Origin of the sequence: Lachnospira hominis (ex Hitch et al. 2025), assembly GCF_040096395.1 — a bacterium.
Lineage (GTDB): Bacteria > Bacillota > Clostridia > Lachnospirales > Lachnospiraceae > Lachnospira > Lachnospira hominis.
The window spans coordinates 1-21,587 of record NZ_JBBMES010000023.1 but is presented as its reverse complement, the minus strand read 5'-3'; the positions used below and the strand labels follow the sequence as shown (position 1 = coordinate 21,587).

At 35.9% G+C, this 21,587-nt stretch carries 21 protein-coding genes and 1 riboswitch; of the genes, 2 read left to right on the top strand and 19 right to left on the bottom strand.

Going from position 1 to position 21,587, the window contains the following annotated elements; translation table 11 throughout:
* Window positions 1-35: 35 nt before the first annotated feature.
* From WMO38_RS13705 to WMO38_RS13695, 3 genes are read right to left on the bottom strand one after another with little or no spacing between them, the layout of a single operon-like run.
* The gene (locus WMO38_RS13705; RefSeq protein ID WP_349163064.1) at window positions 36-2,510 is read right to left on the bottom strand and encodes an ATP-dependent DNA helicase; all 2,475 of its coding nucleotides are present in this window, start codon (window positions 2,508-2,510) and stop codon (window positions 36-38) included.
* Window positions 2,511-2,537: 27 nt separating this feature from the next.
* Window positions 2,538-3,104 (bottom strand): HdeD family acid-resistance protein, encoded by a 567-nt coding sequence (locus WMO38_RS13700; protein ID WP_349163063.1) that lies wholly within the window; start codon window positions 3,102-3,104, stop codon window positions 2,538-2,540.
* A gap of 16 nt (window positions 3,105-3,120) precedes the next feature.
* Window positions 3,121-3,867 carry a DUF8091 domain-containing protein gene (locus tag WMO38_RS13695; RefSeq protein WP_186836478.1) on the bottom strand — a complete coding sequence of 249 codons (747 nt, stop codon included), beginning with the start codon at window positions 3,865-3,867 and terminating at the stop codon, window positions 3,121-3,123.
* A gap of 123 nt (window positions 3,868-3,990) precedes the next feature.
* Here WMO38_RS13695 and WMO38_RS13690 point away from each other — a divergent pair, with 123 nt between their 5' ends.
* A complete protein-coding gene (locus WMO38_RS13690) occupies window positions 3,991-5,055 on the top strand; it encodes a glycosyltransferase family 2 protein (protein WP_021867203.1) in 1,065 nt (354 codons plus the stop codon).
* An 18-nt stretch (window positions 5,056-5,073) separates the two neighbouring features.
* On the opposite strand, the gene WMO38_RS13685 is transcribed toward WMO38_RS13690, so the two are convergent.
* The 16 genes from WMO38_RS13685 to WMO38_RS13610 form a co-directional block, all read right to left on the bottom strand.
* Entirely contained in the window at window positions 5,074-5,478 is a 405-nt protein-coding gene (locus tag WMO38_RS13685) for a hypothetical protein (protein ID WP_349163062.1), read from the bottom strand.
* A gap of 122 nt (window positions 5,479-5,600) precedes the next feature.
* A complete protein-coding gene (gene yfcE, locus WMO38_RS13680; protein ID WP_349163061.1) occupies window positions 5,601-6,140 on the bottom strand; it encodes a phosphodiesterase in 540 nt (179 codons plus the stop codon).
* 14 nt (window positions 6,141-6,154) lie between these two features.
* Window positions 6,155-7,159: a folate family ECF transporter S component gene (locus WMO38_RS13675; protein ID WP_349163060.1), complete on the bottom strand. Its 1,005-nt coding sequence runs from the start codon at window positions 7,157-7,159 to the stop codon at window positions 6,155-6,157.
* A 70-nt stretch (window positions 7,160-7,229) separates the two neighbouring features.
* Window positions 7,230-7,326: riboswitch (THF riboswitch) on the bottom strand.
* An 85-nt stretch (window positions 7,327-7,411) separates the two neighbouring features.
* On the bottom strand, window positions 7,412-8,086 hold the full coding sequence (locus tag WMO38_RS13670; RefSeq protein ID WP_349163059.1) for a hypothetical protein: 675 nt from the start codon (window positions 8,084-8,086) through the stop codon (window positions 7,412-7,414).
* A 17-nt stretch (window positions 8,087-8,103) separates the two neighbouring features.
* On the bottom strand, window positions 8,104-8,766 hold the full coding sequence (locus tag WMO38_RS13665) for a hypothetical protein (RefSeq protein WP_349163058.1): 663 nt from the start codon (window positions 8,764-8,766) through the stop codon (window positions 8,104-8,106).
* Window positions 8,767-8,861: 95 nt separating this feature from the next.
* Complete coding sequence (locus WMO38_RS13660) at window positions 8,862-9,521, bottom strand: epoxyqueuosine reductase QueH (RefSeq protein ID WP_021866539.1); 660 nt, start codon at window positions 9,519-9,521, stop codon at window positions 8,862-8,864.
* Window positions 9,522-9,523: 2 nt separating this feature from the next.
* Window positions 9,524-10,588 carry a histidinol-phosphate transaminase gene (gene hisC, locus WMO38_RS13655; RefSeq protein WP_349163057.1) on the bottom strand — a complete coding sequence of 355 codons (1,065 nt, stop codon included), beginning with the start codon at window positions 10,586-10,588 and terminating at the stop codon, window positions 9,524-9,526.
* Window positions 10,589-10,672: 84 nt separating this feature from the next.
* Window positions 10,673-12,505: a DUF2079 domain-containing protein gene (locus WMO38_RS13650; RefSeq protein WP_349163056.1), complete on the bottom strand. Its 1,833-nt coding sequence runs from the start codon at window positions 12,503-12,505 to the stop codon at window positions 10,673-10,675.
* Window positions 12,506-12,531: 26 nt separating this feature from the next.
* Complete coding sequence (locus tag WMO38_RS13645; protein ID WP_186836470.1) at window positions 12,532-13,680, bottom strand: ROK family transcriptional regulator; 1,149 nt, start codon at window positions 13,678-13,680, stop codon at window positions 12,532-12,534.
* 2 nt (window positions 13,681-13,682) lie between these two features.
* Entirely contained in the window at window positions 13,683-14,336 is a 654-nt protein-coding gene (gene fsa, locus WMO38_RS13640; protein WP_349163055.1) for a fructose-6-phosphate aldolase, read from the bottom strand.
* A 51-nt stretch (window positions 14,337-14,387) separates the two neighbouring features.
* Window positions 14,388-15,863 (bottom strand): xylulokinase, encoded by a 1,476-nt coding sequence (gene xylB / locus WMO38_RS13635; protein ID WP_349163054.1) that lies wholly within the window; start codon window positions 15,861-15,863, stop codon window positions 14,388-14,390.
* A gap of 26 nt (window positions 15,864-15,889) precedes the next feature.
* Window positions 15,890-17,377, bottom strand: coding sequence for an L-fucose/L-arabinose isomerase family protein (locus tag WMO38_RS13630; protein ID WP_349163080.1), 1,488 nt, complete (start codon window positions 17,375-17,377; stop codon window positions 15,890-15,892).
* Window positions 17,378-17,407: 30 nt separating this feature from the next.
* Complete coding sequence (locus WMO38_RS13625) at window positions 17,408-18,019, bottom strand: DUF4867 family protein (protein ID WP_349163053.1); 612 nt, start codon at window positions 18,017-18,019, stop codon at window positions 17,408-17,410.
* Window positions 18,020-18,214: 195 nt separating this feature from the next.
* A complete protein-coding gene (locus WMO38_RS13620; protein ID WP_021866531.1) occupies window positions 18,215-19,075 on the bottom strand; it encodes a putative manganese transporter in 861 nt (286 codons plus the stop codon).
* A 13-nt stretch (window positions 19,076-19,088) separates the two neighbouring features.
* Window positions 19,089-19,298 carry a hypothetical protein gene (locus WMO38_RS13615; protein WP_021866530.1) on the bottom strand — a complete coding sequence of 70 codons (210 nt, stop codon included), beginning with the start codon at window positions 19,296-19,298 and terminating at the stop codon, window positions 19,089-19,091.
* A 99-nt stretch (window positions 19,299-19,397) separates the two neighbouring features.
* Complete coding sequence (locus WMO38_RS13610; RefSeq protein ID WP_021866529.1) at window positions 19,398-19,982, bottom strand: phosphatase PAP2 family protein; 585 nt, start codon at window positions 19,980-19,982, stop codon at window positions 19,398-19,400.
* A gap of 128 nt (window positions 19,983-20,110) precedes the next feature.
* Here WMO38_RS13610 and WMO38_RS13605 point away from each other — a divergent pair, with 128 nt between their 5' ends.
* Entirely contained in the window at window positions 20,111-21,514 is a 1,404-nt protein-coding gene (locus WMO38_RS13605) for an alanine/glycine:cation symporter family protein (protein ID WP_349163052.1), read from the top strand.
* The last annotated feature ends 73 nt before the right edge of the window (window positions 21,515-21,587 follow it).

The window sequence follows — 21,587 nt, the reverse complement described above, 5'->3', positions numbered from 1 at the left end:
ATGCACTATTAAATTTATATAAATATTTATATTTTTTAGTTTTTCCAAAAAATATCAAGCTGTTTTCTGACATTTTCTCTTCTTACCGAAATAACATTTTCCCATTCCCTCGGGTACATTTTCTGATATTCAGGACGAAGAAACCTGTCATCAAGCAGTTCTATCACTCCCCTGTCCTCATCTGTTCTTATAACACGGCCTGCTGCCTGCAGTACCTTGTTCATTCCCGGATAAACATAGGCATATGAATATCCGTCTTTTTCATTTGCATCAAAATAATCTCTTAAAATATTTCTCTCCCTGCATATCATAGGAAGCCCTGTTCCGACAATTACAGCACCTATAAGACTGTCGTTCTTTAAATCAATCCCCTCAGAAAATATACCTCCTGTAACACACATTCCAATAAGAGACCCATCAAATTTTTCTTCTTCAAAAAGTTTTAAAAACTGTTCCCTGTCTTCTTCATTCATTCCATTTCTCTGTGTCGCAATATATATATTTATATAATCCTTTTTCCCACAGATGTCTTCTCCGGCTGTAAAAGCTGTTTCTGCCGGACGGCAGCTGTAATTTTCCATAAACATATTCTTTACATTTTCCATATATCCATATGATGGGAAAAATACCATATAATTACCTTTTTTTGCATTGACAGTCTCATATATATAACGGCAGATTTTTTCGTATTCATTATCATTGCGTCTTGTATAACGGCTGCTCACATCTTTTGAAGCAACTATACATTTTTTCTCAGCTTTGAAAGGCGAATGTGCATATACAGCATAATCATCAATCTCTCCTGACAGCATTTCTTTGTAATAATTGACAGGCAGAAGCGTTGCCGAAAAAAATATTGTACTGCATCCCATGGAAATCCTGTCTGATATATTTCCGGACGGGTCAACACAATACAGACGCAGCACAAAATTCCCTTCATCATCATGCTCGCAATATATTACATATTTTTCATCTGCACAGTCATACATCGCAAGAAAATGTTTTATCTTAAAAAAGAATTCGAGAAGTTCATCCTTTTTTTCAAACTTCTTATTTTTATCGAGAAATGATGATATTCCCATTGAAAGATATTCAAGATATTCCGGCAGTCTTTTAAATGAAGATATATCACCAAAAACCCTGTAATCATCACACTCTCTTTTCATTTCAAGAAGACTTTTATTACATTTATCAAGCCATGACACAAGTCTTTTATCTATATACCCTGCATCCGTTGTCTTAAGCAGTTTTTTTATCTCAAGAAAATCTTCTTTTACTATTGATGCACTATACATTTCCCTGGCTCTGTCAACTAGATTATGTGCTTCATCAACAAGAAATATATAATCACCTTTTACTTTTTCACCAAAATACCTTTTCAGTGCAACATTCGGGTCAAATACATAATTGTAATCACAGATTATGCCGTCACACCAGTATGAAATATCAAGGCTCATCTCAAACGGACACACTCTGTGTTTTAATGCATATTTTTCTATGCATGTCCTGTCTATAACTTCATTATTGGATATCGCATCAAAAATCGCATCATTTACACGGTCAAAATGACCTTTGGCATACTCACAGTTTGCCGGATTACATTCTCTTTTTTCTGCCATACATATCTTATCTCTTGCTGTAAGCGTAACTGTCCTGAAATGCAGTCCATTTTCTCTTAACAATACATATGTATTTTCTGCAACTGTGCGTGTTATCGTTTTTGATGTAAGATAAAATATTTTATCAGCCTTGTTCTGTCCCATGGCGGCAACAGCCGGAAATATTGTTGCAATTGTTTTCCCGACCCCTGTCGGTGCCTGTATATACAAAGTCTTTCCACGGTTTATCGTCTTGTATACACTGACCACAAGTTCTCTTTGTCCCTCTCTATATTCAAAAGGGAACTCCAGATTTCCTATCGATTCCTGTCTTAATTGTCTCTGTTCAAATATAAAATCCGTCCACTTTTTAAACTGTTTCATCAGATTTTCATACCACTTATTTATCTCATCATATGAAAAATCTTCTGCAAATCTTTTTATTTCTTCCGTTTCCGAATTGCAATATGTCATCTGGACTGTAATTTTCTCAAGATTATGCTGTGTGGCATATATGTATGCATAGCACATTGCCTGTGCCTTATGGACATATACAGCCTCTTTCATCTTTGTCACATCTGTCTGCATTGTTTTAATTTCATCTATGATAACATCAGATACAGGTGTCTTATTCCCATCCTCATCTTCATCCATATCACAGATTATACCATCAGCCCTGCCCTCAATGCTTATACTGTATTCATCATAATCACATTTATACTTTAAAGGTACTTCTGCGTGATATTTTGCTCCCATCCTGTGCTGGATAAGTCTGTGGATTCTTGCTCCTTCCTGCATCGCTGTAACATCTGTGCCCAAACCGCTTCCCGCATCTATATCACCGCCGCGGCATAAAAACTCCACAAGATTTCTTACTGAAATACGCAGAGCACTGCCCTTTATAACATACATATCAATTCCTTTTCAACTGAATAACTTTTAATAAAATTTGCCGTTTTTTCTAAGCATGACAATGCTTGAAATACTGAGTACACCGTCAACTGTAAAGAAAAGTCCGACAATTCTTGTAAAAAGAAGACCTGTTCCAAATGGATTAAGAAGTACGACAATGCCTAAAATAACAGATATAACAGCAAATCCCAATACAAGAAACCATCTGTCATAATTAAATCTTTTAAGATTAATTCCGTCCTGAACTTTGATAAGCCCACTGAACACAAGTACAATGCCCACTATAAATGGCAGTATTGATATAATTACTGATGGTCTTACAATTGTCACAATACCGAATACACATATGATAACCGAAAGAACAAAATCTGGCTCAATATACATTCGGTTCATGCTGCCTGTAAAATATTTGATAAGATTTGCAACTGCATAAATGACACATACTGCACCGATTGCATAACATATAACTGTTGTTGATAACTCAGGCTTAACAAGCAGACTGAGTCCGAATACAACGTATGCGACAGCCATAACAATATAGCTCCCCTGCATCTTCCTAAAAAAAGTTCCTATTCCATCTTCATTTTTCTTCATCTCAAACATCCTCCTTTTATTCAACTTCATAAATATACGAATTTCCCTGTTTCCCTGTTCTTTTTACCATTCCCATATAATTAAGGATATTAAGTGCAAGACCTGCCGTGCTTTTATTTATTCTGCACACTCTTGCAAAATCTTTTGATGTAAATCCATCTTCCAGTTCATATGGAACAAACTGCATATAATCCTCAGGCTGTTCAAGCACAACAATCTCCCGGATTCCTACGGGAATTCTGTCATACCGCCACGCTCCTCTTTTCTTTGAATTATCCCAGCCATTGAGAAGCTTATATTCCTCAACATCCATAAGAACAAGCTTTATCGTCAGATTAGGGTTTTTCAGGTATGATTTTATCTTGTAAAGTTCAAAAAAAGAATCATATATTGTAAAATGTCTCGGCGACTTTCTTCGTCCTCCGGTCTCCCCCGTCTCAGGATTTATCCACGAAAGCCATTTGTTAGCCGGCATCGGATAAACGACTGTGACAGGATAATAATTAAGAAATACCGCAAGCTTTTCTCTTAGCTTGTTAAGTTGTCTTGTCTGAATCTCTATAACACCGCTGTCATTGTATATATCAGCAAAATAACCGTTAAGTGCCACTTCATGGCAATCCTCATCGGGTTCAAAAAAATGTTTCAACACACCGTGAACAGTCTTTTCTGAAAGCGTTCCGATTCCTTTATCATTATGCTTTTTACCTATAATCTTTTCTTTTGCCGCATTGAAGCGTTCATTTTCAATATATTCTTCCATAATTTTTACCTTTATATTATTATACTTTCAACGCAGACTTAAATCAAGAAAAGTATTGACTTTAATCTTTTTCGTATGCAAAATAATCATATCAGATACATTTTTGATTAATAAGGAGTTTCTATGATATCTATATCTATGTGTATGATAGCCAAAAATGAAGAATCCGTTCTTAAACGCTGTCTTGACTCATACAGCGGACTTTTTGATGAAATAATAATTGTTGATACCGGCTCAACGGATAACACAAAAAATATTGCTGCCGGATACACCGATAAAATATATGATTTTGAATGGACAGGTGATTTTTCCGAAGCAAGAAATTTTGCATTTTCAAAAGCATCATGCGATTACATTTTCTCTGCTGATGCCGACGAAGTTCTTGATGATTACAACCGTAATTTATTTATGCGGTTAAAGTCAGTTCTACTGCCGGAGATTGATATCGTACAGATGAAATATGTCAACTGTTCACACAATACAGTCTATAATTCCAAAAAAGAACTGCGTCCAAAATTGTATAAACGTCTTCGCACATTTACATGGATTTCACCGATACACGAAACAGTGCGCCTGCAGCCCGTGATATTTGACAGTGACATTGAAATTCTGCATATGCCGCAGTCATCTCATTCAAAAAGAGATTTTTCAATATTCAAAAAATCAATTGATAATGGAACACATCTTGAAAACTATGTTCTTAGAATGTTTTGCAAAGAATTGCTCATATCAGGAAGCGATGATGACTTTGAAGAATTTTATGATATATTTACCAGACGACTCATATACGAATATACAGACAATGACTGTCTTGAAGCAATATCATGCGTCCTTGCCAGAATGTACCGTCTTAAAAATCTTAGCGATGATTTTTTTAAGATTGCACTTAAAAATGTTGCTGTATCGCCATGTTCTGAAATCTGTCTGGAAATTGGCGACTATTTTTTCAATAAAAACGACATATCTGAGGCTGTCTTATGGTATATCAATGCCAGCAGTGAAACAGAGAGCGTTCTTGACATAAGAACAAGCGGTGACATTCCATTAAGAAGGCTTGCACAATGCTACACCACTCTTGCCTCAGAAGCTGTTGCACATGGCGATGATGTACTTGCCGATACATATAACAATAATGCCAGCGAATATGAAAAACAGGCTGACAATTGGAAAATGCCGGAAGAACTTTGATGTTCAACCGGCATTTTTTTATGTTCTTTTTATAAATTCAATTCTGCACTTAGGACACTTGATACTAATCCTGCCTTTGCCTCTCGGAACTCTGATTTTCTGTGAGCAGCCCGGACACTTAAATACCCTGTGTGTCTTTCTGTCACGCATCCTTGCCTTGAATCCGTTAAACTTAGCTATCACCTTATATCTGTACTTCAGATATACCTGATTCTCATTATATCTTCTTGAAATGTTACGTGATAACATTCTGAAATATGTATATATAAGCAATACGAGTGCCAAAAAATATATAAATGTATTGTGCCAGAAAATTGTAACAATAAGACATGCAAATGAAATATACATCGTCAGTCTGGCAAGCTGATCTGAACCATATCTTCCCTGCATAAATCTCATCATCTTATCCTTAAACTTATCCATAACCCTAATTATGCAAATTGCACAGCCTTTCTATAAATTTTTCTTATGTTAAATACTGTACCATATGCCCAATTAAAATCAATTAAATATATATAAAATATTATAATAAAACGATTATGATTTTATTCTTCTGTCTTGTAAACTTCTCCGTCAAGATTTTTCCAATAGAACTTATCTGACAAAATTATATATCCGTGTTCACTGTTCTCCTTTGGAATTGATACAGAACCCGGATTAACATATGTATATGTACCTCTCTTTTCCCATGCAGGAATATGTGTATGACCGCATACAAGATAATCACCATCTCTTAATGCCGGAATATTTTTCTCGTCAAGCTTGTGTCCGTGTGCAAGAACAAGATGTCTGTCGTTGACATAAATATGAGCCTGTTCACAAAGCACATTAAAATCAAGAACCATCTGGTCAACCTCTGTATCACAGTTGCCTCTTACACAGATAATTTCATTTTTGAGCGGATTAAGCATTGCGATTACTTTTTTAGGTGCATAATCTTCCGGCAGGTCATTTCTCGGACCATGATAGAGAATGTCCCCTAAAAGAACAAGCATATCTGCTTTCTCATTTTTGTAACATTCAAGCATTTTTTCACAATAATATGCAGAGCCGTGTATATCAGAAGCAATCATAATCTTTTTCATAGCTTTTACCATCCTTATCTCAATCTGTCATTGATTGTCTTTATAAATCCAAGTACATAATACGACAATATTATATTAATTGGCAACTGAATTATATTTTTTATAAATCGAGTTGTAAAATAAAATGCAAAACCTTTTCCATACATAACAGATACCCAGTATGTTCCAATCAAAACGTTCACAAGCATAGTATCAAATGTAAGCACCAGCGTTACACGGACAAGAAATCCAAGATCAAGTGCATGTTTATCCGCCATATTCTTAATACATATTCCCATATAAATTATAATCAGGATTACAGCCACATAAAATCCCCAGCCTGCCGTTGTTGTTTTTTTGTCAGTATAGATTGCCAATGCTGATGCAAAGCAGCCAAATACAGTTACCATAAGAGCTACAGCATTAATTTTAAATACAGCAAATACTACCATAGCCACTGAAACCGCTATAAGAATAATTCCAACAAGTGCACTATTTCGTCCGGGACCTGTAAATCCATGTTTTACAATATCAAATGCACTTCCTGTTACAATAATCTCCTTTGATGACTTATCTCTTACTGTAACATATGGTGCTGCCATAAGAAATACAAATACACAGACACTGATAACAATCTTTGCTGTCATATAAAGCTTTTCGAGCTGACTAAAATTTTCTGTGTCATCTGTTGCTTTTTTTGCTTTCTGTGGAAATTTCTTATATAAAAAGACTCCATAAATAAATCCGGCAAGTGCCGCACTCAGCGTCCAGCCCGGGAAATATGGTCCCGTAGGTTTTAATATAAACTGGATTATATCACCAATTCCACCGCAGACAAAACCCATAACAGGTCCAAAAAGACAGCCTGCAGCCACATTTGCGATAAATGATACTGAAATACGTAATGAATCAGTTACCTGTATTGACAAAAACATTGCAAATACAGTGTGAAGTGCCACAAGAAGTGCAGCCATTATGACTGACTTCAGATTTTTGAATTCTTTTGCAGAATCCACAAAAATTCCAAAAAATTTTTGCATAAAAAATATACCTCCTTTGCAGTAGTTTCGCTCTACATAAGAGGTATAAAAATAAATGACCATGATATGTAACAGCGGGATGCGAATCATGTACCGCAAGAAACCTTTTCGTCCTGATGACAACTCCCTGTTCACCAGGCACTTAACGCACACAATTCTACTCTGCTTTTTTAAATTTCTAAATCATTATATTATTATCTTATTAAGTTGTAAATAGAAAATAAAAATATTTATAAATATTTATAAATATCTTTAATGTTTTGCAATTCTTTGCACCGGAGGAACCTTATATCTTGATGCATAACTTAAATATTTCTGAAGTGAATTTTCCACTTTATACATATCAAGTATTTTTTTCATAAATGCAATCGTGCTTTTCTTATATTTCATATGTTCAAGAACATAAACTGTTCTTTCGTCATTGTATCCGATTGCAAACTGTCTCGCAAACCGGGCAAATTTATATTTATCAAGATTCTCTATATTATAATAATTCTGAAGAATCTCAAGTGCCTCAATAACACGGGCGTTCTCATAATCAAGTTCAATATCTGCTTTTTTCACATGAATATTATCTATATTACAAGTTTCGTTTTTGATAGAGTTAGAATATAGCCATATTTCATCTGATGTTACATCTGAAATACCGTATTTATTATAAAGCCGTGTCCCGATATACACTCCGTTATCATTATTTTCACCAAAAAAATGGTTCAGCACGTCATCACCTTTCGATGAGGCACTTTTCATATACATGCCTTTTGCAACACGCTGTATTATTCCTGATTTTGCCAGTCTCTCCAACGCCTTAAAAAAGGCTGCCTCTGACATCTTAGAAAATTCCTTTTCATAGAGTTCATTAGCAGCCACAACACCGTCAGGACAACTGTCAAAATACGCAATTATTTTATCTTTGTATTTTACCATAAAATCCCGTTATGCCTTTAATCCTCTTTAACTTCTTTAATCTCAAGTTCATCTTCCTGCTCAGCTTCCTCATCTGAATCATTCTCAGCCGAAGCTTCCTCATCTGAATCCTGTGCAGGAACATCTTCTTTATTTTCTGCCTCATCAGAAGATTCATCTTCAAAATCATCTTCTGAATCATCAATATCTTCAAAGTCGTCATCATCGATATAGAAATTAACAGGAATAATTTCAACATTACTGCATACTGCTTTACCGATTATATACACTGTATGCACACCATCTTCGTCACTGTTCTCAACAAGATTGCGTACGCCGCTTAGCTTCTTCTCAACGTCACACGTTACATTAACACCTTCCGGAAGAATAATTGTAACTGTACTTGCATTGCTTGAAAAATTAATATATACATCCCTTTCAAATACTGCAAGTCCAAGGTCGATAACAGCCTTTGAACCGACTGCCTTAACTTCACAGCCCATGAACTCCTCATCTTCTACTTCGACAACCTTCTTTTCAAAAATGGCATTATACTTTTTAACATCATCTTCAGCACTTGCTGTCTCTTCCTTAACAAAATCAGCTTTTACATTTTTATACTTATCATAAGCAATCTTTGATGCGACACCGATTGCACCAAGTGCCACAACTGCTTTTGCGAATTTACTTTTCTTAGCCATAATAATCCTCCTTGTTTTTACGGAGTAAAAATGCGACTGTCCTTACAGGAGCAGAGGATTTGTCCTCCTTGTTTTTCATTACTTTATTATATTAATTATATATCACTTGTTTTTTCTTTGCAACTGTTTTCATTCTCAGTTTTTGAGAATACGCATCCGCAATAATTCTGTCTGTAAAGTGAATACTCCTTTGATAATTCTATTGAGCGTTTGTAGCCTTCCTTCTTCTTAAAATCGGACAAAAGGTATTCTACTCCATATGTATTGCCAAGTTCATATCCAATCTCATTAAGCTTTACACTTTTCTTCAACGGACTGATTGTAAGCGTCGTTGTAAAATAGTCAAAATTCATTTGTTTTGCAAGCTGTGCTGTCTTTTCAAGACGCATGCGGTAACATATAAAACATCGTTCGCCACCTTCACGGCATTTTTCATAGCCTCGTACATTTTCAAAGAACTTCTGTGGTTCATAATCACCCTCTATAAACGAAACAGGATATTTTGCCGGAAATTCTTTTATAAAACGCTGCTGTTCATGCACTCTTTTGCAGTATTCCTCATCCTGTGAAATATTCGGATTATAATAAAAAACAGTAATATTAAAATAATCAGAAAGATATTCTATTACATAACTGCTGCACGGTGCACAACAGCTGTGTAAAAGAAGTGTCGGGACTTTCTCTTCTTTTTTTATGAGTTCAAGCTTTTTATCAAGTTCTTTCTGAAAATTTCTGTTTTCAAATGAAACAGGCATATTTACTTTTCCTCTTTTATAATTTCTTTTAATGCAGCATATAATTTTTCCATCTGCTCATCTGTGCCGATTGATATTCTTAAATAATTGTCAATCTTTTCTTTATTGAAATATCTTACATAAATTCCACGCTGCTTTAATTTATCAAAAATCACTTTTGCCGGCACACTCTCATGTTTTGCAAATATGAAGTTTGCCTTTGAATCAGGAAATGAAAATCCAAGCTCTTTAAGCTTACTTTTTGCTGTTTCTCTTGTATTAATGATTTTGCTTACGACTGCATTAAAGTAATCTTCATCTTCCATTGCCGCAACACCGCATATAAGTGAATATGCATTCATTGTATATGAGTTAAATGAAAATTTGACATCATTTAATGCTTTTATAAGTTCAGGGCTTCCGAATGCAAATCCTATTCTCACACCGGCCATTGAATGTGACTTTGAATATGTCTGCACAACAATTACATTATCATATTTATTGACAAAATCTATAGCTGACTTTCCACCAAAATCAATATATGCCTCATCAATAATAACTACACTATCCTGATTATGGCGTATTATATCTTCAACTTTATCAAGTTCCATATATAAAGCCGTAGGTGCATTAGGATTAGGGAATATTATTCCTCCGTTTTCTTTATAAAAAGTCTCTGGAATAATATTAAAATTCTCATCAAGTGCAACTGTCTCATATTTTACTTTATGAACATCTGCCCACACTGAATAAAAAGAATATGAAATATCCGGAAATAATACCGGCTTGTCAGAATTAAAAAATGTCATAAAGCACATAGATATAACATCATCAGAACCAACTCCGACAAATATCTGATTTTTGTTTATATTGTATCTATTTGATATTGCTTCTATAAGAACCGATGCTTCAGGGTCAGGATATAATCTTAATCTGTCAATATCAAATGCTGCAACAGCTTCAAGTGCCTTAGGTGTAGGCGGATAAGGATTCTCGTTTGTATTAAGCTTTACTACATTCACATCCTTAGGCTGCTCACCCGGAACATATGGTTCAACTTTTCTAATATATTTTTCCCAATTTCTCATATTCAGCTCCTATCTGTCCCTTACATTGCGGGGCTATAAATTCATTTATTATTATACAGAAATTTATATAATATGACAATCGCTTTATTTATGTTTAAGAATTATTATGCACGATTCTTTATAATATAAAGTTTCATACTCATCACTCATAATATATTTTCTGCTTTTGCTATCAAGCTGTGATACATCTATTCCATCCGCATAAATAGTCGAAGACCCGATTCCCCGCAAATCTATTGCCACATAGCCGGTCTCTTTGTCAGTATAATAAACCTCATACAGATATTTTCTTTCTGAAAGATGTGGCACAAGAAATGTGCTTGCAGCAACACTTGCATCATCAGGTATCATATCAAGAGCCTCATTTATTATATTGTATGTCTCTCTCTTTTCAGATGAATCAATTCTGCCTACAACATTAATCTTACTCCATGAAAGCGATGCAAAAAATATAACTGAAAATACAGCCATAACTGATGCCTTTTTTATTTTTACGGCATCTTCACATTCATTCATATTGCAGATTGCCGCATATATAAGCATACATCCGCTTCCAAATACATACTGGAATCCTATATTATGTGCATAAGCATAATCAGGCAGAAGATTAAACAATATAAATGGTCCAAACAGTATGAGTGTATGCCATTTTTTTACCGCAAACGGCACAAATGCAAGTGCACCTGCAACTGATATTATGAATTCTATATTATCTTTACTCATAATCTGTGTTATCATATATGCCGGATTTGTAATAAATGTTCTTATCATTCCAAACACATCGCCGTCGCCTGCCGGTATCACATTATTATATCTGAATGTGAGCGTCCCATCACCATATTGGTTAAGCCATGTAACTGCCAAAATAAAATATAGTGCCGCTGCGATAAATGATACAATTCCCTTTTTATATTTTTTGTCCGCTAATATCATATATAATGAAATAAATATGACATACACTGCCGCGTCCTCTTTTATTCCAAGCGTAAAAATGACTGATAAGACAAGAAGCCATGTTTTATCTGTCTCAAAGGCAAGTATAAGCATAAATAATGCAAGCGGCAGAAACATATTTTCGTGTGCATCATAACCACAGCCTGAACTTATAACAGGAAAAAACAAGTATGCTGCACATATAAGTATCGTCACTTTTTTTGAAAAATTATGATTTGAACATATTTTTGCAAGCAGTATAACAGGGATGGCGAGTATTACAGCCTGCATAACCTGAATTGTCACAGGGCTTTCAAATATTGCATAGAATGGAAGTATAAGAAACCACGCTGGAGATATGTGAACTTTCATATGTGACATCAGCATATCTCTTTCACATGTTGTTTTCATTGTAAATGTATGTTTCATATAATAAAACATCTGAGAAAATATGCCAAAATCAAAATTAGGACTTGAATATGTCAGATACCTTATAACTGTATAAGTTCCTATAAATCCTGCCGTAAAAATCATCAATACAGATAGCAGTGCCACATACTGCCAATTTTTTAAATCTTTTAAGCCGCCTGCCACGTCTTGTTCTTTTACCAGATTATTAAAACAATACATAAGTATAACTGATGTTACTGACGCAGCAAAAAGACCATAATAGACATTATTATATATTCCGGAACTTATGACTGCATATAAAAAAACTGATATAAAAAGAAGCACATTCTGTATATTTTTTGCCCTTTTTCCAAGAACAATCATTAACACAGAAAGTATCAGAAATAATGATAAAACCATTGCACAATGCCCGGCAATGCTGATATTGGAAACAGATGATATATCACTAACAGGATTTATTCCACACGATATGTTAAATGGCATCTCCATAAGACAAATAAAACACCATGCCGTCAAAAGGATGACAGCACAGTGTTTTATATAATAATTTAACCTGAAATCATGAATTTTCATATAAAGCCTCATCATTAATAAACATATTATATCTGACTTATAAAATCAGAAAAGAATGTTAATGCGGCACCTGAATCAGCCTGCTGCTGTGTGCATTTCGCAAAGCTCAGATATGAACCATCAATATCAAATGAACATTTGTCAATAAGCATTTTACTTATTATATCTTTGTATTTTCCAAGATATACAGCAACAGGTCCGCCAACAATAACATCGCCATCACTCATAATATAAAGGTTATTAATGCCTGTTGTCAAATCATCAAGATATTTATCAAATATTTTTTTATACTCTTCATTGCCATTTTCAAGTTTGTCAAAGAATATATCAAGTGTAATTCCCAAATCAGTTGATAGACACCTTGCTGACACATAACTCTCAAAGCATCCTCTTTTTCCACAAAAACATGGTCTTCCGGCAGGATAAAGTGTCATATGTCCAAACTCACCATAACGGTTATGCTTGCCAAAACGGATATTTTCCCTGTCAATATAAGAACCTCCGACACCTGTATTTAACATAAGATATGTCTTTCCTTCTCTCTTTTCAGGATTAATATCTTTCTTATCAAACCAATACTCAGCAAATGCACCTGAACGTGCATCATTCATGCCACGGCACTCATAAGGGAGAAGCCTCTGTATATTTTCAAGGGAATAATTTTTAATTCCCATTGTTGGTGCATATACAACAGTTGAATTCTCAATGTCAAATATTCCGGGAACTGTAATGCCTACACCAAGAATAGCCGCTTTATCAATGCCTGTATGTTCAACAAGCCTTGTTACAGTATCAGCCACCATCTCACCATATGCACTGCCTTTCTCATATTTAACAGGAACACGCATATTGCCTATTACATTACAATTCAAATCAAGTATGTCTGCTTTGATTCCTTTGTCCGACAGATTGACACTTATAACATATCTTGCTGCACCGTTTATTGATATAACCTGTGCTTTTCTTCCGCCTGTAGACTCAAAATTACCCTCGTATATAAGAAGGTTCTTCTCAAAAAGAATCTTTAAATTCTGATTTACAGTCGGAAGTGAAAGCTGAAGCACATCCGCTATCTCCTGACGTGAAATTTTTCCTGTAGTATATATAAGCTGGAATATTCTGTTTTTATTATATCTTTTAACATCTGTTGTTGTAATCTTAGAAGTAGTTATCATAATTATTTACCAAATACGGCCTCGTAATCTTTTTTAAACTTTTCAATTCCTGCATCTGTGAGTGGATGATGAACCATCTGCTCAATTACCTTATATGGAACAGTTGCTATATCTGCACCCGCAAGTGCACAATCTGTAATATGTATAGGATTTCTCACGCTGGCACATATTATTTCTGTAGAAATATCATAGTTGGCAAATATATCTACAATATCGCGTATAAGATCTATGCCCGGCTGTGAAATATCATCTAGTCTTCCAAGGAAAGGTGATACATATGCAGCACCTGCTCTTGCTGCAAGAAGTGCCTGATTTGCTGAAAAAATAAGTGTCACATTTACTTTTATTCCCTCTGATGAAAGAACTTTTGTAGCCTTTAATCCTTCAACTGTCATAGGTATCTTTACAACCATGTTTGGATGTATTGCTGCAATCTGTCTGCCTTCTGCAATCATGCCCTGGGCATCTTCAGTAGTTGCCTTAACTTCACCGCTTATTGGTCCGTCAACTATTGATGTGATTTCTTTGATTACTTCATTAAAATCTCTTCCCTCTTTTGCAATAAGTGAAGGATTTGTTGTAACTCCGCAAATAACTCCCATGTCATTTGCTTTTTTAATATCTTCTACGTTTGCAGTATCAATAAAAAACTTCATAAAGAACCACCTTTCCTTTTAAAAATACAATCTGATAATATTTTATATGCATTAATCGAATTCGTCAAATACTGATTTGAGTGCCGGATAAATTTTTTTAAACTGCTGATATTTTTTCTCATATCTTGCCGCAATCTCTTTATCAGGCTCTATTGTTTCTTTGATTTTTACAATATGCGAAGCTGCTTCTTCTACATTTTTATAAGCACCTGTTCCCACTGCCGCAAGCATTGCAGCACCGAGTGCCGGACCTTCCTCTGTGACAGGAACTGATACCTTAATATTAAGAATATTAGCTATCATCTTACGCCAGAGCGGACTCTTTGCTCCACCACCGCAGATTTTTGTCTCTGTCACATTTATTCCGAGACTTTTAGCGACTTCAAACGAATCACGTATTGCAAATGCAACACCCTCAAGAACTGCCTGTGTCATATCAGTTCTGTCCGTATCCATTGTCATTCCTGTAAATGTTGCTCTTGCCGCCGGATTATTGTGTGGTGAACGCTCTCCCATAAGATATGGCAGGAAAAATACCCTGTTATTTCCAAGCATATCATCTGTAACGGGTTTCTGCTCTTCTGAATACTCTTTTGTTTTTATAATTTCATCCATCCACCATTTATTACATGAAGCTGCACTGAGCATACAGCCCATAAGATGAAAATGTCCGTCTGCATGGTCAAATGAATGAAGGGCATTATTATCATCAACACCGAATTTATCACTTGAAATAAATATTGTGCCACTTGTTCCGAGTGAAATATTACATTTGCCGTCGCCTACTGTTCCGGTTCCGACTGCTGCCGCCGCATTGTCTCCTGCACCTGCTATCACTTTGACATTTTCTGTAAGTCCCATGCACTGTGCAGCTTCTTTTGTAAGATTTCCTACACATTCATAGCTCTCGAATACTTTCGCCATGCAGTTTTCATCTATGCCACATATATCAAGCATTTCCTTGGACCAGCATCTGTTTTTTACGTCAAAGAGCAACATTCCTGAAGCATCTGAAACATCTGTGCAATGCACACCTGTCATCTTATATGCAAGATAATCTTTTGGAAGCATTATTTTGCTTATTTTCTTGAAATTTTCAGGCTCGTTTTCCCTAAGCCACAAAATCTTTGGTGCTGTAAATCCTGCAAATGCGATATTTGCTGTATATTCTGCGATTTTATCTTTGCCTATAGTATTGTTAAGATACTCACATTCTTTTGTTGTTCTGCCATCATTCCAGAGTATCGCCGGTCTTATTACTTCATTGTCATTATCAAGAATTACAAGTCCATGCATCTGTCCACCGAAGCTGATGCCTGCAACCTGTGCCGCATCAACTCCGTCTGTAAGCTCTTTTATTCCCTCAACCGCATTTTCATACCAGTCTGACGGATTCTGTTCTGACCAGCCCGGCTTAGGAAAATAAAGCGGATATTCTCTTGAAACTGTCTTAACTACATTACCTTCTTTGTCCATTAAAATCAATTTAACGGCAGATGTTCCCAAATCAACACCTATATAATACATATGCGTCTCCCATCTATAATCAAGAATTAATTTGCAAATGGATTTTCACTCTTGTAAAGCATTCCCGCCGGCTGGTTAAAGCCTATTTCTTCTACTCCGAGATACTTAAATACTTCATAAAGCTGCTTTCCGAAATGACCGAATGCAACAGCACCATGATGTGGGAAATTCTTTTCGATAAGCCAGTGTCTGTAGAATCTGCCCATCTGTGGAATTGCAAATATACCGATTGCTCCGAATGAACGTGTCGCAACAGGAAGTACCTCACCCTGTGCCACATATGCTGTAAGCTTGGCATCTGATGTGCTCTGAAGTCTGAAAAATGTGATATCACCAGGAATAATATCTCCCTCAAGTGTACCATTTGTAACTTCTTCAGGAAGTGAACGTGCCATAATCATCTGATTTCTCATCTCACAGAATGAAAGTTTGCATGCTGCTGTATTTCCGCAGTGGAATCCCATAAATGTATCTTTGATTGTATATGGGAACTTACCCTTAATATCCTGCTCATAAATATCTGAAGGAACTGTATTATTAATATCAAGAAGTGTAACTATGTCATCACTTACAACTGCACCGATAAATTCACTCAACGCTCCGTAAATATCAACTTCACATGATACAGGAATTCCCATGGCTGTAAGTCTTGAATTTACATAACATGGAACGAAACCAAACTGTGTCTGGAATGCAGGCCAGCATTTTCCTGCGATTGCAACAAACTTTCTTGAGCCTTTGTGCTGTTCTACCCAGTCGAGGAGTGTGAGCTCGTACTGTGCAAGCTTAGGTAAAATTTCAGGCTTCTTATTGCCGTTTCCAAGTTCTTTTTCCATGCGCTTTACGACTTCAGTAATTCTTTCATCTCCCGCATGCTTATTAAATGCTTCAAAAAGGTCAAGTTCTGAATTTTCCTCAATTTCAACTCCGAGATTATAAAGCTGCTTGATAGGAGCGTTACATGCAAGGAAATTAGTAGGACGAGGTCCGAAGCTTATTATTTTGAGATTTGAAAGTGCATAAACTGCCTTTGCAACAGGTATGAATTCATGAATCATATCTGCACATTCTTCTGCAGTTCCTACAGGATATTCAGGAATGTATGCTTTTACATTACGAAGCTTTAAATTATAACTTGCATTCAACATACCACAGTATGCATCTCCTCTGCCCTGTACAAGTCCACCATTCTCAGATGTCTCTTCTGCTGCCGCAACAAACATCTTAGGACCGTCAAAATACTGTGCAAGCATAGTCTCTGAAATCTCAGGACCAAAGTTTCCAAGATATACACAAAGTGCATTACATCCTGCTTTTTTGATATCCTCCAGTGCCTGCATCATATGTATCTCACTCTCAACGATACATACAGGACATTCATAAATTTCATCTGCGTTATACTTAGCATTATATGCATTTACGAGATTCTGTCTTCTTGTTACTGAAAGTGATTCCGGGAAACAATCCCTGCTGACTGCTACAATTCCCACTTTAACTGTTGGTTTGTTCATGATAAATTCTCCTATTCTTTGTTATATTTTCTTTCAGACTTCTGGATTTTCCCCGATAAGTCCTTCAAATGCTCCGTCTATATGTGCTTCTTTGTGTGCTATAAGCCATTTATTTGTTGCTGCAAGCAGTCTGTCCTCGCCTGTATTCTTCTGTCTTTTTACATCGTAATTTGTTCCCTTCGGAAGAACCACAGCACACCTGAAACCTAAATTATTCACGCCGCATGGTGCATAGTGAAGTGTTGTCGCATAAACTTCAACAGCCATACCTGCAGGTACTAGAAACGCCTCAATATCAGCCGTATCATATGTATAATCTTCCTTTATATCCTGCTGTTTTCCCAAAAGTAAAATCATATCAGTAGCAGCTACATTTATCTCAGAACTTCTATGATATTCCACTGCATTAAGCTTCTGGTTATGTCCGTTACAATATCCTATCTGAACAGGCATATCACCGTAAACCACTTTTGACATTACATCATACACGTTAAGTGACTCTAATTCTTTGTCGGATGGAACATATATAACATCATCCGGCACAGGTGTCTTTTCCATTGCACTTATAAGTTCTTTTGTATCAAGTTCTGCAAGAACTCTTCCGTACTGTGCAAATTCTTTGTCACAGACACTATGAATTTTCATGCTTGCCTCCATTCCCGCCGGCTTATTATATGAATCTCAGCTCCGGCTTATTAAAACAACTTTTATAAAATGTGTTTTCTAAAGTTATTATCATAATATCACTTCACGCATCATTTATCAACAAAAATATATAAATTTTTATCAAAAAAACATAAAAAACCGGAATAACGCACAAAACGCTATTCCGGTAATATCTTAAATCAGTCTTATTACAAGTTCAATTATAATTCCTGATACTACACCAAGAGCATATAAAAGACCGAGTATTTTTATATTTTCTTTTATATCTGTATTTTCTTTAAAAAGCACAAGTATGCCGACACCCGAACCGGCAAGCAGTCCTGCCATAGCAGTTCCAAGAGGCATAAGCCCTTCAATATAAAGCTGTGTTATAACAACAGATGACGCACAGTTCGGTATAAGTCCAACAAGTGCTGATACCATCGGTCCGATAACCGGCTTGTCAAGCATAAAGCTGCCAAGTGTTTCCTCTCCTACAAAATGTATTATCGTATTAAGGATAAATGATATAATAAGGATATATCCAAATATAACAAGAGTGTGCCTTAATGAAGACGCAAATATGCTCTTTTCACAGTGACAATGGTCATGGTCACATACATGACCGATTTTCTGTGTTATATCATCCTGATTTCTTGATTTTGCTTTTCTTATTACAAAATCAATTATAAATCCGGCAGCCATTCCGATAACTATTTTCCATAAAATAATTGTAAGTATTGTGCTTGCCGGAACTTTCTCAGATAAAAACACCGGCAGCATCTCATCTGATGTCGAAAGATATATCGCTATCAGCGTTCCAAGAGTAATTACTCTTCCGGCATAAAGATTGGACGCAGCCGCCGAGAAACCGCACTGAGGCACAGCACCAAGGATGGCACCTGCAAAAGGACCTGCCTTGCCGGAATTCTTTATCATCCGCTTCGTTTTTGCTGTCGTCTTATGCTCTATATATTCCATCGCCAGATATGTAAAAAACAAAAACGGCAGCAGTTTTACACTGTCAATAAGTGTATCAATTATTACATCTAACATATAAATCTCCATTTTATTTTTTCAGGAATTTCTTAATAAACCCTTTTATATCCGGAAATTTTGAGCCCTTAATTTTTAATGGTACATATTCACTGTCTATGACACTGATATTTCCACTCCTGCATGGCTTTTTTGTCATGTCATGCCCACTCTCATAAGAATTATCTTTGTTATATAAAAGTTCCATAAGCTCATCATTAACCGGTCCGATTCCTCCCACCATAGATAAATACCTCCTAGAAAAATAAATCTGACATTTCTTTAATTATTTGTCTATAGCTATATACGAAATCATCTGCAAAAAAGTTTAACCTGTCATTAATTATTTTTGAAATAACGTTTTATAAGGTGCTCCTTCATCAAATACTTTACGCATCTTTTCTGATTTTTTCATAATAAACTTAACTATGTAATATGAAATAATTCCATAAATGCTTCCCAGTATAAGGCTGACAAGAACATCTGTAGGATAGTGTACTGTAAGGTAAAGTCTTGAAATTGCTATAAGTGCTGCTATAACAATAGCAAATCCACCTTCTTTTTTATACCACATGAAAATGGCAAGTGCTGCCGCAAAAGCTGCTGATGTGTGACCTGAAGGGAATGACCAGTCATCAATTGTAGCAAAAATATTATACAAACTCTCAAATGATGTATCTACATTGAAAGGTCTGACCCTTGCAAATGCATTTTTCATAACTCCATTGCACATTATAAGCGATATTATAAGTGCAAATGCCATTGTAAGTCCTACTTTTCTATATTTTTTAGGTAAAACCGTAAGAGCTGCCAGTGCTACCAGTATAAGAAATATTCCTTTCTCGCCAAGCATTGTTATGCCATACATAATTGGATTGAGAAACGGATTGTGCAGGCTTTCAAACCAATGTAAAATCTGTAATTCCATTTAAAAAACTCCTCTTTAATTTTTATTCTGCCTTATACATTTTATCTGCTAATATTTTTTTTTGCAAGTAAAACATTTTTGTGTTATAGTTTTAAGAAAATATCATTTTTGAACGGAGAGACTTATTTATGTTTGAAAGCTTTAATTCAATCCTTAAAACGATTGATAGTTTCGTTTGGGGACTTCCCCTTATTATTCTTATTATTTCTGTTGGTTTGTTTCTTACAATCCGTCTGAAAGGACTTCAAATTACGAAGCTTGGACTTGCCATTAAGCATATGGTAAAAAATGAAGCATCAGGCGATGGCGAAGTATCCGGTTTTGCTTCACTTTGCACAGCTTTATCAGCTACAATAGGTACAGGTAATATTGTTGGCGTCGCAACTGCTCTTGTTGCAGGCGGTCCCGGTGCTTTATTCTGGATGTGGATTGCCGCCCTTGTAGGTACGGCAACAAAATATTCGGAATGTCTTCTTGCTGTAAAATACCGTGTCATCCAGAAGGACGGACATATTCTCGGAGGACCTTTCTACTATATTGAACATGGAATGGGAAAAAAATGGAAATGGCTTGCCAAGTTATTTGCATTTTTCGGTGTTGGCGTTGGTCTTCTTGGTATCGGTACATTTACACAGATTAACGGTATTACAAGTGCTGTAAATAATTTCTTCGATGCCAATAACCAATGGACGGTAACACTGTTTGGACGTGAATATTCATGGTCTTTTATTATATCCGGCATACTTCTTACAATATTTGCCGCTCTTGTACTCATTGGCGGTCTCAAAAGAATTTCATCTGTTGCACAGGTTATAGTTCCTTTTATGGCTGTTACATATTTTATTGTTACACTTGCTATTCTTGTATACAATTTCAGGGAAATTCCCAATGCTCTTGCAACTATTGTCCAGAGTGCATTTGGTCTGCGTGCTGTCGGCGGTGGTGCTATAGGCTCTATGATGATGGCTATGCAGATGGGTGTTGCCAGAGGTATCTTTTCTAACGAAGCAGGTCTTGGTAGTGCTCCTATTGCTGCTGCCGCTGCCGTTGCTGATGCACCTGCACAGCAGGGTCTTATCTCTATGATGGGTACTTTTATTGACACAATTGTAATCTGTACAATGACAGGACTCACAATTGTTATAACAGGTTCATGGAATATCGGTCTTGAAGGCGTTTCTGTTACAACAAGAGCGTTCCAGATGGGACTTCCTCTTCCGGCACAGTTCTCTTCATTCATACTCATGCTCTGTCTTGTATTCTTTGCATTTACAACAATACTTGGATGGAATTATTACAGCGAACGCTGTCTCGAATATATTATCGGAGATAAGAAAAATGTTATCAAAGCCTACAAATGGTTATATATCTTATGTATTTTCATAGGTCCTTTTATGACTGTTTCAGCTGTATGGACAATTGCAGATATATTCAATGGTCTTATGGCTATACCTAACCTTATTGCACTTATTGCATTAAATGGCGTTGTTGTATCCGAGACTAATAAATATCTTAACAATCTGAAAAAATAACTATGAGAAACACGCTCCGCGAGTTTCTCAAGTTATCGCGGCAGTCGCCAAGGTCTCGTGCAAGCACGGACTT